Here is a 16,881-nt window from a genome sequence, read left to right as displayed (position 1 = left end):
CACTTCGTCTCGACCTAATGTCCAATTCACAGGTGCGGGCAGGCCCGGTCGGCCTGCCCGGCAACTGACTATTTCTTGCTATCTCCACAGCTCCTATTTCAGCAGGAGCATCTTCTTGGTTTCGTTGTATGCATCCGTCGTTAAACGGTAGAAGTATACACCCGAAGCGACCGGCACCCCGGATTGATCGACACCACGCCACTGGACTTCGTGCAGCCCGGCCTGGTAGGCACCAGTCACCAACGTGGCGACCTTTTGACCTACAATGTTGTAGACCGACAGTTCCACCTGTGACGGCACCGGCAAACCGAACCGGATGGTCGTGGCCGGGTTGAACGGGTTTGGATAGTTCTGCGACAATGTATATTCGTCGGGTATCTCACCAACCAAACGGGCGCTGGATGCGAAGTTAAACACCACCGGCTCTTGAAGAGGTGCACCGTTGGTGTTCACCCATCCAGTTAGTTCGACGCCATGTTCGACAATCTCACCAGTGGACGCATCCAGCAGCATGAGGTGATAACTCTCATCTGAGTTCATGCCTTCATCGAGGCTCGGCGTTGTCTGGTCATCACCATAGATCGGCATGGAGAAATAAGCCGCATCATTGTGACGGAACAAGCGCGCCGCACCCACACAATTGCCTGCCTCGTCGAAGGCGGCTATCAAATCGCCTTCCTCGGCTGCGTGATCGTTAACGGTTACACTGCCGGACAATGCCGCCGACAGGTTGGTGGGTGTGAATGCGAACGGTCCCAGCTGGCCGGATCGATCCTCGTTTAGCGAGAGATCCGATACCGTGGGTCGTTCACTGACACCGGCAACATCGCACTCTTCATACTGGAAGCCTGGCCAGGCAGCGTTGACCTTGACCCAATAGCCGAAGCCGTTCCTGATCTGAGTCAGAGTGTTCAGGAAGGGTGGGCCGTTGGGATCGAAGTACTGTGAACCACCGTCGAAACCTGTGACGTAAACCAGAGCACCGGCATTGATCAGGTCGGCAAAGGCGGCTGCCGGCGTGACCGTAGCCTGCGGCCAATAGGCAATCAGGTTCCAACCGTTGTCCAGATCGAGCTTGAAATTACACGGATACGTACAAATGCCATCCACGGCCAGCAGGATGTCGTCACAAACCTTCACCCAGTAACCATACCCCGGACGAATCTGGTGCAGGGTATTCAGGAAAGGCGGGCCGTTGGGATCGTAGTAATGTGAACCGCCGTCAAAATCAGTGACGTAGACCAGACAGCCACCCAGCGATGCAAACACCGAGGCTGGATCATCGGCACCGAACAGTATGTCAAATGATATGAGGTTCCATCCGGACCTGAGTTGGATGGCATCCGAGAAAGTCGTCTGGAAGTCATAAACATTGGCGACATCGCCGCACGGACCCGGTATCGGTGTACCGTTGGTGTTAAGCCAACAATCAAAGAATCCACAGTAATCGATGATGGCGTCGGCGGAACAATCGTATATTTTCAGCGTGAAGTTTTCACCGGCGTTCATCCCCTCATCGACACCCGGCGTCAGATCGTCATCACCGTAAATCGGCAGGATGATATAAGCCAAACCGGCATTGATGGTCACTTCCACCGCACCGGCACAGTTGCCGTCCTCGTCGAAAGCAGCTACATAGTCGCCGGCTTCGGCTGGTATTCCTTCAATTGTAGCCTGGCCACGGAAGACACCGGACTGTGCAGTCGGCGTAAAACTGAACGGTGAAACACAGTCACCACAGCCCGCACCCGCGAGAGAACCGTCAAAGTAGATCACGTCCAGCGGATCGCCGAGGTCGTCAACCAGTTCACTGGTCGCCTCGAATGCAATCGGGCAGGGGGCTTCGCTGAGGTTGGTGAAGCAGAGGTTAAGCAGGGCCTCGCCGTCCGGAAGGGTCAACGGGTTAGCAAAATCCTCCCATATAATGTGCAGTTCACCGGGCAAACAGTTGGTGGTCGCACCCACGAGATACCCCGGGTCAATCACGTCGCAGTCCATGCACGCATCATCGAATGTAAGATGCAATTCGACTCCGGCGACTGCGTTGAACGACTGCACCAAGATCGGGACACAACCGTTGCCGCATCCATCTACCACCACGTCGGGTACGGTAAGAACGATCCTTGGCGGTGGAGGTGTTTCGTAAATGGTGAAGCGACCACTGGCATCACAGGTTGATCCATCGTCGCAGCAGACACGTACCAAAGCGAATTCGGTCGGCGAATTCGGTACTGTCCAGTTGAACGGACTTCCAGGGACTCCGGAAGCAACCGCATTCCAGTTGGCGCCACCATCGGTGGAGACTTCGATGGTGTACGAGCAATCGCAGTCTGTCTCCCAGGTAATGGGCCAGGTGCTGCCTATCTCCAGAGAATCACCGGCAATCGGTGAAGTTACCGCAAGTGTGCAAGGTTGTTGCTCACCGGAAATCTCATAGCAGTGCGGGCCGTCCCAGTTCGGGAAGATATCAATACCGGCCCACTTCCACACGCCCGACGGCGGATAGAAAGCTGAGTCCAGACAGATGTTCTTGCCCGCGTCACCGGCGCCAATCGGACCGATGACCAAGGTGTAGGCTATGTCGTTAAACAGCGGCGGCAGGCCGGTTGAGAAGAACCGGAAACCACCAAAACCGATCGTGTCGGCGTCCATCCCGGTAATGCTGAAGTCATTGATGAAGAAGCCACCGTCGAACTGGGTCTTGCCCAACGTCCCGGTAGTGTCACCAATCGTAAGACTCCAAGTAGCGCCATCGGGCGAGAACACGCGGAAGCCGTTGGCTACGCCGCCATGCTCGTCGGCATCACCTTTGACGCGCAGATGGAACCTGGCCGAGCCACCGGCTATCAGTTTGTTGGCGGCATCGAGGCCATCGACATGATCGAGACAGATGGCAGGTGGAACGCACCCACCCTGCGGGGCCTGAATAGTGAAAGGCGCGTCGCTGACATCGCATTCAGCATCCGGGGCGCAACAGCAACCTCGAATCAGGCAATTTGTGGACGGATTATCGGTGACGGTCCAGTTGAAACTACTACCCACCTGGTTGGTGGCAATGTTCGTCCAGGTGGCACCACCATCAAAGGAGATGTCGATAGTAGCCGGGCAGTCGAAGCTGTCGGCAGGAGTAGCGTCGACGAGTGTCCAATTGATTTCGACAACATCGCCGACCGTCCATGTCTCGCCACCATTAGGTGAGATGACGGTAGCAACACAAGGTGCTCCTGGAGTGCAGGACAACGAACCATCGTTGTAGCTCGCAGCCAGCGGATCACCCAGTTCATCGACTAATTCACTGGTGGCAGTGAAACCAATCGGACAGGCTGACTCCGACAGTGCGTCAAAGCAGATCGAAACCAGAGTCTCGCCATCCGGCAGGGTCAGCGGGTTGGCAAAGTCTTCCCATATAATGTGCACAGCGCCTTCTTCACAATTGACCGTCGCACCGGTCAGGTAGCCTAAGTCGAAATCCGAACAGGTCATGCAGCCGGCATCATAATCGAAATGCAACTCAACACCTGCCACACCGTTGAAACCCTCAACCGTGACAGGAATACAGGCATAGTCGCAATTGTCCGCAACCATCTCAGGAAGGGTCAACACAATGTCGCTCGGTGGTGGGCCCTGGATAGTGAAGAAGTTGTCACTCACATCACAGATCCACTGCGGCCCATTGCAGCACACCCGGATCAAACAGGTCGCCGATGGGCGATCCGGAACCACCCAGTCATAGGTGCCGCCGGGTGCACCCGGATCGATAGTAATCCAGGTGGTGCCGCCATCGGTAGTGAATTCGATAAAGGCATCACACTCGCAGGCCGCCCCGGGGGGACCGTCGGTGTACGTCCACTGTATCTGCACCGTTTCGCCAACGGTCAAGACCTCTCCCCCATTGGGGTTAACCACGGTCGTGACACACTCAGGCACCGGTGTGCAGTTCAGCGAACCATCATTGTAACTCGCGGCCAGCGGATCACCCAGCTCATCAACCAACTCACTGGTGGCATCAAAGCCAACGGGACAAGCAGCCTCAGAGAGTCCAGTGAAGCAGACCGAAGCCAGCGTCTCGCCATCGGGAAGGCTCAGCGGGTTGGCGAAATCTTCCCATATAATATGAACTGCGCCTTCCTCACAATTGACCGTCGCACCGGCCAGATAGCCAACATCAATGTCGGCGCACAGCATGCACGATGCATCGTAGTTAAGATGCAATTCGACACCGGCCACACCGGCGAACGATTCCACGGTGATCGGTATGCAAGCAGAATCGCAGTTGTCGGCTGTCATGTTCGGCAGCGTCAGCATGATATCGCTGGGCGGAGGTGGCTCACAGTTCAGCGAACCATCGTTGTAACTCGCGGCCAGCGGATCACCCAATTCATCTACCAACTCACTGGTGGCATCAAAGCCAACGGAACAAGCAGCCTCAGAGAGTCCGGTGAAGCAGACCGAAGCCAGCGTCTCGCCATCGGGAAGGCTCAGCGGGTTGGCGAAATCTTCCCATATTATATGAACTGCGCCTTCCTCACAATTGACCGTCGCACCGGCCAGATAGCCAACATCAATGTCGGCGCACAGCATGCACGATGCATCGTAGTTAAGATGCAATTCGACACCGGCCACGCCCTCGAACGATTCAACGGTGATCGGTATGCAGGCAGAATCGCAGTTGTCGGCGGTCATGTTCGGCAGCGTCAGCATGATATCGCTGGGCGGAGGTGGCTCACAGTTCAGCGAACCATCGTTGTAACTCGCGACCAGCGGATCGCCGACTTCATCAACCAACTCGCAGGTTTCATCAAAACCCACTGCACACACCGCTTCGGAAAGTCCGGTAAAACATACCGAGGCAATGGTCGCACCATCGGGTAATGTGAGCGGGTTGGCGAAATCTTCCCAGATTATATGTGCTCCGCCGGCATCGCAGTTGACCGTAGCGCCTGCGAGTACGCCGGGATCAATTCCGATGCAAGTCATGCAGGCGGGGTCGTAGTTCAGATGCAATTCGACACCGGCCACACCTGTGAAAGCGTCAGCCGTGATCGGTATGCATACCGAGTCGCAGTTGTCGCCGGTCATGACGGGTATGGAGAGTACGATATTCGTAGGCGGAGGGGCAACTATGCTGAACAAGCCGTCACTGGCGCCCGACGCAGAAGCATCCGTGCAAAGGACGCGTACCTTGACAGTGTTGGATTCATAAGCGTCGGTAACCGTCCAATCAAACTGGCCGCTGTTGGCCATCGGACCGGCAAGGTATCCCCAACTGGTTCCGCCATCGACGGAGATTTGAATGTTCATGTCACAGGGACAGTCGGAGGTCCACTGAATGCTGACCAAATCACCGTGCGTCCAGGTGTCGCCGTTGGACGGAGACGTTACGACGATTGTGCACGGTATGGCCTCAATTGTAAATGGTCCGCTCTCAGCACAATGACCGGATGCTTGACAGCACACTTTTACAACAACATTCGAAGACTGTTCATCCGGGGCTGTCCAGCCGTGGCTACCATCATTTGGAGTTCCACTCACAATGGTAGTAAAACCGCCACCATCGACCGAATAAGAAATGTCTACGAAATCACAATCGAGACAGTCGGCAGTGGTCCAGGTGATGTTCATGCCATCACCGACCGTCACCGTCTCCCCTCCATTGGGAAAGGTAACATCGACCACGCACTCGGCAGCCGCGCCGACAGTAAAGCAGTGAGGACCATCCCAATCCGGGAACACATCTACCCCGGCCCATTTCCACACGCCGGATGGCGGGTAGAAAGCCGAATCGAGACATATCTGTTTGCCGGCGTCTCCGGCCGGAATGGGACCTATCTCAATCGTGTAGGCCACATCATCAAAGCCGATCGGAAGACCGGCGCCGAAAAACCTGAATCCGGCAAAACCGAGCGTGTCTGCGTTTGAGCCGGTGATCGAGAATGGATTTATGAAAAAACCACCGTCGAACTGAGTCTTACCCAGTGTGCCGGTAGTATCACCAACGGAGGTTGTCCAGGTGGCACCATCGGGAGAATATACTTTGAAACCGTTGGCCACACCGCCGTGAGCATCGGCATCGCCGGTAAGCCTGAGATAGAATATCACCGGTACACCGGTGTTCATGTGCGTGGCGTCGGCCAAACCGTCGGTGTGGTCCAACGAAATCGATTGGGCGCCAACCAGACCATACGCTCCCATAAACAACAGTGTCACAAAGACGATACAGCGAATCCTCATCTGCGTTACCTCCAACAAGAGTATTGTGTAATTATTATATTTTTCATAAAGTTGATCCGACCCTGTCGGTCGAACATCCATCGATCAGATTTGTACGAGTTTCTTTTCATACCAGCGAGTACAGTCGGTTCGCTCCATCCGCTGTTTCACGGTACCAACAGCGGGTTTTCCGCAGACCGAAACTGAATTACCTTTCGTCGTGTCCTAATATATCCGTCAACAACATAATTGTCCATTACCACTTTCGCGTATGTTGCCTTTCTTTTCATACCCGGTCGACTCTCCATTGAGCTCAGCGACCGGTCGGTTCGTAGCTTGGGTGAGGTCACTCGATGTTCGGCGACCTCACCCGGGTTTTTATCACTTCAGCATCAACATCTTGTGCGAATCGATAAATTCGTTCGCATGCAGTCGATACAAGTAGATTCCACTCGATACAGCTCGCCCGGACTCGTCGCGTCCATCCCAGTGAGCTGTGTGCGTTCCGGATGTCAGACTCGAAGACACCAGAACTCGCACTTGCTGACCCAGCATATTGTAAACAGCCAGTGTTACATCACTCTGCTGGGGCAGATAGAAATCGATGTCCGTGTCCGGGTTGAATGGATTCGGGTAGTTCTGACCCAACCAGAAACCATCGGGCACCAAACCATCACCATCGGACAGGAACACGCGAGAGTTTCTGCCGGTAAGCACAAATGGTGTTCCCGATTCATCTACTACCTCAGCGGAAGTGATATCGATCTCCGTGAACTCACCGGATGAATTGACAACCGCGAACTCGATTTGTGCAATCTGTTTCTCCGCGTCGTGCTCGATCACGTTATCCAGGTCTTCCCACACGAGGTGCAATCTGGAGCCGTCGTCATTCAGCGTAATACCGGACAATTGTTCAGAGTTAAATCCTGTAAAGGCGAGGTGGTCGCTGTCGTACTCCAGATGTAGTTCCAACCCCGCGATCCTACCGCTGCCCAAGGCCAGAGGAATCGCCACCACGTTCGACACGGGATGTGCATCCTCCAGTTTCAGCGCCAATGCTCCTGCTGTCGCCTGCAGATTATCATCCTGTCGGGACGATGCGAACGGTGCCGAAGGTGTCCAGGTGTTGTTGACGTCACCCTTGCGGACTCCGACAAAGCTCGAATCAGTCTGGTCGAAATTGGTCAGTAGGGCGTTGATCTCATCCGGCACCGGACACCAGTCGGTCGTGGTGACATTATAACTTGAGTCCACAAACTGCCAGTTCCCGCACGGCAGCGTGTCCAGAACAGCGAGGAAGCGGCGGATTTTAATAATATCACTCACGCTAACGTTACAGTCGCAGGTAACATCTGCCGCTATCAGTTGATAGCCACTGGTGAACGGTTCCAGAACGGCCAGGTGTCTACGAATTTTGATGACGTCGCCAACCGACACGCCCGGATCGTTGTTACCGTGCACCGGTTTGACGGTGTAGTTCCCGGGCGCGAGCCCGCAGAACTCATAATGTCCGGCCGCATCGGTTGCAGTGGTTCCACCCGGTGACAGAACAACCGTAACATCCGGCATCTTCTTCACCATATCGTAATAGACCACATTGCCCGAGATACAACGGTCCGACTCCTCAACCGTTACCGTTCCGCAGCAGTAACCAAGACCCCCAATTGGGTCTCCGAACGGGTCGACTACTTCGTTGCCCTGCGCCCAGCAGACGTCGCAGACATCACCGGTGTTGCCCAATACGTCGAAGAGTATCACTGCTATGACATCTCCGTCGGGAACGGTAATCGGATTGGCGAAATCATCCCACACTATATGCACCTCGCCGCTGCCGCAGTTGACGGTCGGCGCGGTCAGATAGTCTGACACGACTTCCGTGCAAGACATGCAACTGGGTGGATAGTCGATATGGAACTCAAGCCCACCGATCGGCATTGTCTGCATACCATTGGCAACAATGCGAACGCCCGCAACGCCGCCGGTTCCGGCCTGGGTGTCTACAAGCTCAAAGCCCGGATCGCAACTGGGCGGTCCGCACTCACCAACGTAGTCCTGATCGGGTATCGAGGTGCGCACGTTGACATAGTTACGGCTCGGTGGCGTGAACGAACAGTCCTGCAAGACCGGCGTGACAATACCGGACCAGCCGCACGGTACGGCACAGCGGTAGAACCCGGTGGGATCGGTAATAACCTCACCGCAAGGCAGCCCGTTCATGCTTACGCCGGGCATTGGTGCACCGGTGGCATCGCGAACCCAACCCGAAAGAGTGAAGGTCGCGGGTATAGCGAGGAAGTTCTGTCCGGTCTGGTCATCTCGAACATCAGAGTATGTACGACCGGTCGGGCTGAATCCCCAGCATTCCAGAACAGGTGTAATCGTCCCGCTCCAGCCGCAGGGTATCGTTCCCTGGTAGAAGCCGTCGGGATTGGTGTAGACTTCGCCGGGGAATCCGGTCATGTGCACATCCGGAATGCCGGCACCGGCCGAGTTGATCACCTGTCCACTGATAGTGTACTGTGCCACCGAGCCTTCATAGTGCTGGTTGGGTATGTGGGATGTCACATTGACATAGTCACGATGGGTAGGCAGGAATTCAAGGCATGCCTTGGAGGGCGTCGCCCGTCCGCTCCAGCCTGCGGGGACCGCTTGCTCGTAATATCCATCGGCGTCGGTTACGACCACCCCGACATCGGAGAAGTCCACCGAGACTCCCTGTATGTAGCCGCCGCCCGGATCGTTAATCCGACCGGCTATCAGGTACGCCGCCGGTTGCACATTGATTGTGATTTCGCAAATGTTGTCGACCTCGTCCGGCTCGGCAACGGCATCGGTGGCATCGTGAAAAAGTCTAATCGTATGATTGCCGGTCGTGGTAAAGGTCCAGGGATAGTCCGCTACCCATCGATAGTCACCTGGGTTTATTGGCGTACTAAACCAGGTCATCACCGAATCGCCATCAATGTACATATTGTGATATACATTCACTTCGGTGGCGGCATTTCCGATGTTGGCCACCCCGAAATCAATATAGGCAGTCTGTCCCACCGTCACCGGCCCCTGAGTGGATCCACCCGGCACGTCGGACACGACTATCGGTCCATCCCATCCGTCGATCTGGTAACAGGCCACGTTCGGATCGAAACATTCGACCACCAGGGTTGCTACCTCGCAACTGTTGTCGTTTTCGTTGCCTTCGGTGATTGCACCTGTGTAATCAACCTCCAAAGTGAGTGTGTGTGTGCCGGTATCCGGGAAGAACAACGGATGATCGGTCGCCCAGATATAGAATCCATTGTCGTGTGGCGGGTCCTTAAACCAAGCTGCCGCAACCACTCCATCCACCAACAGTCGCACATAATACCGATCAGCGGTGGGTGATCCGCCTGAGTTGCCCACCGCCCAGTCGATGAATGCCGTATCGCAGACTCGAACCGAGTCGGCCTGAGTATTCGTACCCCGAACGTCGGAGACCACCAGCGGTCCGTCCCATCCGGGATCGTAGCAGTGCAGGTTCGGTGGGACGTAAGGCTTATTCCAGTAGTAGGTGAAGCAGCAGGAGTTGTCTTGTTCGTTCTCCTCGGCGATCAAACCGGTGTGATCGGCGATGATACAAATCTCGTGGAATCCTGTGTCCAAAGTTTGCGCGTAATCGTTGATCCAGGCCCACCAGTTCAGGCCGAGATTATCGGTGAACCACTGAGTGACATAATCGCCGTCAATGTACAGAGCGGTGTAGAACCGTCCGGCAACATCGGCGCTGCCGTTGTTGATTACCGACCAGTCGATATAAGCCGGCTCGCCACCGGTCAGACTGTCGGCCGTGTTGGTCCCGGTAACCGAAGACGCTACTATGGCCGAATCCCAACCGGCTGGTTGATAGCAAGTCAGGTTCGGCAACAGCACTTCCCAATGAACGTAGAACTCGATATAGTTCAACAGCCCCGAGTCTGAAGCATAGATGTCATCGATCCAGACACCGAACCAGCCGGCGGCACTGTCACCGTCAAAGAAATGCGTATTGCGCCAGTTGAGGTAAATGTCTGAGTCATCTTCGGCGTCATCATCGAAACCGCCATCGGTGCGACCGCCGAGATTATCATATATCATTAGTTCGCGGTCGGCGGCACCGGTGAACAGATGGATCTCATAGTCACCACAGTAAAACGTCAGCGGATCGCCGGTGTCATCGATCCTGAGTCGGTATTCGAGATTAGTCACGACCGCTCCGGCGGGCGCATTTCCCATCGTGTCGATAACCCGCCGCCAGTGCCAACCCTGGTCGGGGATCAGGCTGTTGACCGAGCCGCTCGTGATCAAGAATGGGTTGGCCAGCGCCTGAGAGGCAGGGCTCATCGCATCGCTGGAAAGTTCGTCGCGCGGCACGCCGCGCGCCTGCGCTCGGCGCAACTCTTCTTCCACTGTGGGAGAAAGCTGCTCTTTTTCAAGGTACATCTTCATCTTCGAGACGCCGATCATCGATACCCGTCCGTCGTCATCGACCACAACTTCGGCGTCATAGTCTTCAGGGTTGACAGGGCTCTTCTCCGTGTAGGGCTTCGCCTGGACATGTTGCACAGGCTCGAATGGCGCCGACTGGATGACATCGTTGGGGGTCAGATCGAATGTCCAGACCGGTTGCGTGGTTCGTCCCTCTAAAGTCTTTGGAACCACAGCGGGACCATCATCCGCATTGCCTGCCGGTAGTGATCCGGCCATGGCTAACAATACAACGGCCATCAGGACCGCAGCCCATGATCGATAGCTTTTCATAGCACTCTCTCCAATCAACACTCTTCTTCTGTCTGTCATCTCGGTCTATCGCACAAATCAACCTGGTCGGTGGACGCAGCAATTGGCGCCCACCGACCGGTATGTTCAAAACCAGTTTACTTCATCAGCGTCATCTTTCGAGTCTGTGTAAACGACCCGGCTTCGAGACGGTAGAAGTACACACCGGAACCAACCAGGACACCGGTCTCGTCACGACCGTCCCAGGTCACTTGATGATTTCCGGACCCAAACGCCTGATCGATCAGGCAGGCCACCCGCTGTCCCATGACATTGTAAATGCACAATGAGACGTGCGATGCCTGAGGCAGACCGAAATCAATATGCGTCTCAGGGTTGAACGGGTTGGGATAGTTGGCGCTGAGATAGAAACTCTCAGGCATCATTCCGGCGTCAGAACCATCCGGCGACGGGCTGGCGACAACAATCGTGCCTGCCTGCCAATCGGCAAAGTACGGATCACCGCTCTCATCGACGATCTCACCGCGAATACCGATTTCAGCCGGGACATTCAAGCCTTCGGCCACACGGAAGGTGAGAGTAAACAGCGATGTTTCATCCGAAGCTTGGACCGGATCGTTAATGTCTTCCCAGACCAGATGGATCTCTTCTCCGCGAGTGTTTGCAGTGAAGTTCTTCAAAGACGACGAAGAAACATCAATAAGCGACAACTCGGTGAACGAATAATCCAAATGTAGTTCCAGACCGGCCAGTTTCCCGGCCGAACCGGCGTTAATTGCAACCTTCACCAGATCACCCGCCTTGGCATCAAGCACGTCGCGAACAACGACCACTGCTCCACCTGCGGCATGGCCAGGCTGTACCGTCCTGGCTACAACCGGTGGTGCCGGACCTGGCGACCAGGTGTTGTTAACGTCACCGTAGCGGACACCTACGAAACTGGAATCGGTCCAGTCATAAGTCAGACCGCCCGTGATCATCTGAGGGGCTGCAAACCAGTTGGCGTTGGTTATGGCGAAACTGGAATCGATGAAGACCCAGTTACCGCACGGCAAGCCTTCCAACTGGGCGAGATACCTGCGAATCTTGATGATATCAGACACACTAACCGTACCGCCGCAGTTAACATCGGCCGCCAGCAGTTTGTATGGTGAATCCAGAAGTTCGATAAAGGCCAGGTGACGACGTATCTTGACAACGTCACCGATACTGACACCGCCGTCGTCGTCCGGACGTGATGGTGTCACCTGATAGTTGCCGGTTGGAAGAGGGCCAAATCCATACCAACCAGAGCCATCAGAAAACGTAGTAGCCACGGCGTTACCGGACAGATCGACGGTCACATCCGGGATATGCTTGACCATATCGTAGTAGACCATGTAACCGGAGATATTGTATGTGGTCGCTGCACATTCGCTACAACCGCTCACCGGATCGGAGGGTGGTCCCTCGGCGCAATCGTTGAGGGCGGTTACTTCATACTCGTAGCAGGCATCAAAGCCGATGTAGTCGTCGAATGTGGTGGCCGGGGGGATCGAGGCATGACCGGCGCCATTGCGATAGATACGATAGCCGGTGGCCCCTGCCACGGCCGACCATCGGAGTTTGATGGTATCACAAACAGTGGTGGTAGCCTGCAGGCCGAGCACCTGGGCCGGACCGGCACCCGCGGTACAGCATGCTTCCGGAGACTTATCGGACTCTCCGCACGTATTAACGGCCGTGACGACATAGCATCGCTCGGCGGCGCCAGGGGAGTTGTCCTGGTATGCCGTACCGCCTACCGCGACCAGAATAGCTCCATCGCGATAGACGCGATACTGAGTCGCCCCTGCTGATGCCGGCCAGGTAAGTTGTATGTAGCCGCATCCGGGGGAGCAGGTCAGACTGTTCGGCGGGGCCGGTATGAATAGCGCCGTGCAGCAAGCCTCAGGCGAATGAGCCGACGGGCCGCAAGCATTCTCGGCTGTTACTGTGTAGCAATGTTCGCCCGTTGTCGGGCTGGTGTCCGTCCAACTGGTGCCGCTGGTCGACGAGTACGGAGTGCCATCGCGGAATATCCGATAGGAGGTCGCACCTGCCGACGCCGACCAACTCAGGGCGATAGCGCCACATCGTGGCTCGCAATTCAGAGCCGTCAAGGGCGGTGGGGGCTGCAGAGCTGTACAACAAGCTCGCGGAGAATCGCCGGACTCGCCGCAGGTGTTGACCGCGGTCACATGGTAGCAACGCTGGCCGGTTCCGGGATTGGTGTCCTGATAGCCGGAGCCTTGTACGCTGGTATAGAAGGAACCGTCGCGGTACACACGATAACTGGTAGCACCGGCTGACGGTGACCAGTCGAGATTGATAACGCCGCAGCCCGGTGAGCATGTCAGTCCGGTGAGAGCGGGCGGCGTGGTTAGCGCCGTACAGCAAGATGTTTGTGTAGCCGGTGCCAGGCCACAAGCGTTCGATGCCCTGACCGAGTAACACCGCTCGGACGCGCCGGGACTGTTGTCACGATATGAGGTCCCGGCAATTGTCGTTAACAGCGCACCATCACGGTACAGCCGATAGGCAGTGGCGCCGGACGCCTGGTTCCAGCTGACATCGATATAGCCGCACCCGGCTGTGCAAGACAGCCCGGTTACTGAGGCCGGTACGGACAAGGCCGTGCGGCAGACCTGACTGGATTGACTGGACAGGTCACAATCGTTTTGGCCGGCGACCCGGTAACAGCGCTGCGATGCGCCTGGGCTATTATCGCGGTAGCTGGTGCCCCCGACAGTCGTCAACAGTGCGCCGTCTCGATATACGCGGTACGAAGTTGCATTCGTAGCAGCGTTCCAACTCAGATCGATATAGCCACAACCGGCTGTACCGGTTAATCCGGTCGGCGTGGCCACCTGCGGGCAGGTCACGGTGATGGTCGTGTTCGTCCAGCAGGAGCGGTTCCAGTCATGGTCGTCAGACTGGATAGCCGCAGCAATATAGTAATTACCTGGAGGAACGGACACAGGACAAGTGAGCGTCCGCGATGTGTTCCAGTATGAGAACGGTCCCAGTGCCGAGTGAGTGGTGGCCCCCACGTAATAGGAACCGGTATAGCTTTGCTGACTCGGCGTCAGGTACCAGCCGATGGCAGGCGTCATAGTGGTAGTACCGAGGTTTTCAATGATGAAATTGTTCATCGAGAAATTGTTCCCGGCCACGACCGACGAGTTAAAAGTCGACCAGACGACCGGAATACCACTTGAGCCACCACCACCTGCTGTGCGGTACAGTTCGACACCCAGGTCGTTAATGGCGTTGATATTGCTTGGATAGGCGGCCCGAATCGACTGCGGATCATCCACCAACGGCAGCCAGAACTCGGTATCGAGCGCACCACACGGCGGATAGTTCATCACCGAGTGATATGTCGCTGCCGGGTCGGCGGTAAACTGATGCTCACGACCGAAACAGTGGCCAGCTTCATGAATCACAGTGGAACGGAAGTACCAGATAGAACAGTTGGCGTAGCCGACCGACCAGGTCAGGGTCCAACTCTTGTCGACGTTCAAAATAATATCGGACTCGTAAATCTTCTCGCCGGTGTTGATGTTGTTACCGAGCGAGTTGAACATGACAGCAATTCCGAGGACACTTGACGGCAGCGAGAAACCGTACACCGCCTGGAATGTCGTCCAGTCGGTAAAAGCAAAGTCGTTGCGACCCTGGTGACCGAACTGGTTGTCCGAGGTGGTGAACTTCCGGAATAGATCGGCATACATGTTCCAGTCGGAGAGGCAGTATTCAAAATTCTGACCCCACTCCGCCCCTGAGTAGTAAATCGGGGGGATATTGAAATTCGATGTCCGATCGGGCGGACCCCACAAGAAAGCATACTTGTCCTGGGGAATCACGACGAGTTCATCGAAGTCCTCCGGTCCCGCCTCCAAGATCACTTCGTTCATCGGTTCGGGGGCGGCTTCGGGAGTACGGGGATCGCTGTCTGTCTTGTCTACCTCGTATGAAACCGAGTAGTCATCCGACAGAATCGGGACCGACTTGGGGATTTGGTCACCGGAGAAAACCAAGTGAGCGATGTCTTCCGAAATCTCGACTTCGTTGGTGATTTCCAGACTTTTGTCGGCTTCAGCAAACGGTAGCGCCCGTTTAATTTCCGCAACGAACTCCTCAATCGAGAAGCCGTTCCCTTTATCGACCCCACCCGAGAAGAATGTACGATCAACCAGGCGGCCCGTACCATCGGTTACCAAACCTTCGTCGGACACACGATAGTCACCGGCTGTGGCGCCCACCAAAGGCGAGATACCTTTGATCCAGTCGCCGTCGATGAAGAACACGGCCTGCTCACCCAGTTCGTATGATGGGATACCCGGGACGGCAACCCACTTGTCGCCGATAGTACCACCGGCAAAGCTGAGCACTATCGTCTCACCCTGAGACTTGTTTCCGAACAGCGCTTGTGGATCGTGTGCGATGTGATCGAGTCTGATCGTGTAATCGGTGGCGATCATTGACTCGTCGTAACCCGACCAGCGGGTTTGAACGTCGGTAATAGTACCGACCATTATCATCTCTGCATTGGCCAGCGTTTGCTCGTAACTGACCGGTTCGACCGAGATAGCCATGACCGTACCAATTGGAAGCAGTACCGCCAAAGTCGTGATCAGTGTGAACGTTACGATTGCCCTCATGGTCGTCTCTCCTTAGGTTTGCCGCGGTGAAGCGGTATTCCGTTTGTTATTTGTGAAGTTATTTTTCATCGGGATTGGGTGGCTTTGTTGAGTCATGTCTCGGCACGACGGTTCCCTGCGACGGGACCGGAGACACGCCCGGAGCGAGCGGTGTCGCCCGGGGTATTTGCGACCCGGTGTGAACGGCGGCATCGGCAGTGGATCGATCTTTGACTGCCTCGGAGTTCAAGGTGGGATCAGTCTGCGCTATGGGCAGGGCGCGTCTGATTTCGTCAATGAAATCGTCAAGGGTGAACCCACTCGGTCTGTCATCCGATTCAGAAAAGAAACTGCGCCTGAGAATCATACCGGTAGGACCTACCACCAAACCGCCGGGCTCGGCGGTTGCGGACACTCGATAGTCGCCGGCCGATAGCCCGACCAGCGGTGAGATGGTGCCCATTTGCTCCTGGTCAATAAACAGGATAAGTTTTTCAGCCTGATCAAAGATGGGAACGCCGGGGATGAGCATCCTTCGACCTTCAATCTCTCCGCCTCCAAAGCTCAGCTTGAATGTGCCCGCCTCAATCTGACTCTCCAGCGATCCGTCGCGGTCGAACAGAACTTGATCGATCAACAGGCTGTAATCGGTGACAACCATACTCTCACCGTTGCCGGGCGGGCGTACATCGATGCCCCCGATACTTGCTACTATAATGAGGTCAGCCTGAGCCAGTACTTGCTCGGCGGACATTGGCGCAACTCGCGTTGACCCGGCCGATGTTACTATAATGAGAGAGAATAGACCCAGGAAAACCAAACAGCGGGCAACAGATGCGCCACAGGGAACGGCATGCACTTCATGCGACTCATTCCCATTACATCGCCTACCGGCAACTCGGCCGATGCGGCCGAGCGCGTTTTTCGGAGTCCTCCACTCCACCTGGCAAACCTCTTTGGCTATGCGCTCAATTCTGTAAAACTCTCGACGCCGACTTTGCCTCGTGTCAATCAAGACACCTTGTCAGTGATTCCTGCCTCGGTCACACCGACAAAAGCAAAAGCGCCGAATGTCATTTGGTCAGACTATGAAGTATCTACGTCATCGCATTCCGGACTATTTGTATCTATTTCTACGTATCACAACGTATTCACGTTAAGGCGCTGTACTATCATCAGGCAATCGAACCTTTGCGCTCTGGTGGCCGACACGGTCACGACCTTTCGGTATTCATTGATGCGTATCTCTAAGGTC

The 16,881-nt window shown here is 55.6% G+C and carries 4 protein-coding genes; all 4 read right to left on the bottom strand.

Annotated elements, in window-relative coordinates; all coding sequences use genetic code 11:
- Positions 1 to 93: 93 nt before the first annotated feature.
- Complete coding sequence (locus OEV49_02950; GenBank protein MDH3890017.1) at positions 94 to 6,231, bottom strand: T9SS type A sorting domain-containing protein; 6,138 nt, start codon at positions 6,229 to 6,231, stop codon at positions 94 to 96.
- 360 nt (positions 6,232 to 6,591) lie between these two features.
- Entirely contained in the window at positions 6,592 to 10,983 is a 4,392-nt protein-coding gene (locus OEV49_02945; GenBank protein MDH3890016.1) for a T9SS type A sorting domain-containing protein, read from the bottom strand.
- A 116-nt stretch (positions 10,984 to 11,099) separates the two neighbouring features.
- Positions 11,100 to 15,647 carry a T9SS type A sorting domain-containing protein gene (locus OEV49_02940; protein ID MDH3890015.1) on the bottom strand — a complete coding sequence of 1,516 codons (4,548 nt, stop codon included), beginning with the start codon at positions 15,645 to 15,647 and terminating at the stop codon, positions 11,100 to 11,102.
- A 58-nt stretch (positions 15,648 to 15,705) separates the two neighbouring features.
- A complete protein-coding gene (locus tag OEV49_02935; GenBank protein MDH3890014.1) occupies positions 15,706 to 16,380 on the bottom strand; it encodes a hypothetical protein in 675 nt (224 codons plus the stop codon).
- Positions 16,381 to 16,881 lie beyond the last annotated feature (501 nt).

This window comes from Candidatus Zixiibacteriota bacterium (assembly GCA_029860345.1).
Taxonomy (GTDB): Bacteria; Zixibacteria; MSB-5A5; order GN15; family FEB-12; genus JAJRTA01.
The sequence above is the reverse complement of the archived record's forward strand: the minus strand, read 5'-3'. Positions and strand labels throughout refer to the sequence as shown.

Excerpts from the sequence above, each read along its gene's own strand:
- OEV49_02950 (MDH3890017.1), bottom strand. The coding sequence starts at position 6,231 with ATGAGGATTCGCTGTATCGTCTTTGTGACACTGTTGTTTATGGGAGCG.
- OEV49_02945 (MDH3890016.1), bottom strand. The coding sequence starts at position 10,983 with ATGAAAAGCTATCGATCATGGGCTGCGGTCCTGATGGCCGTTGTATTG.
- OEV49_02940 (MDH3890015.1), bottom strand. The coding sequence starts at position 15,647 with ATGAGGGCAATCGTAACGTTCACACTGATCACGACTTTGGCGGTACTG.
- OEV49_02935 (MDH3890014.1), bottom strand. The coding sequence starts at position 16,380 with ATGTCCGCCGAGCAAGTACTGGCTCAGGCTGACCTCATTATAGTAGCA.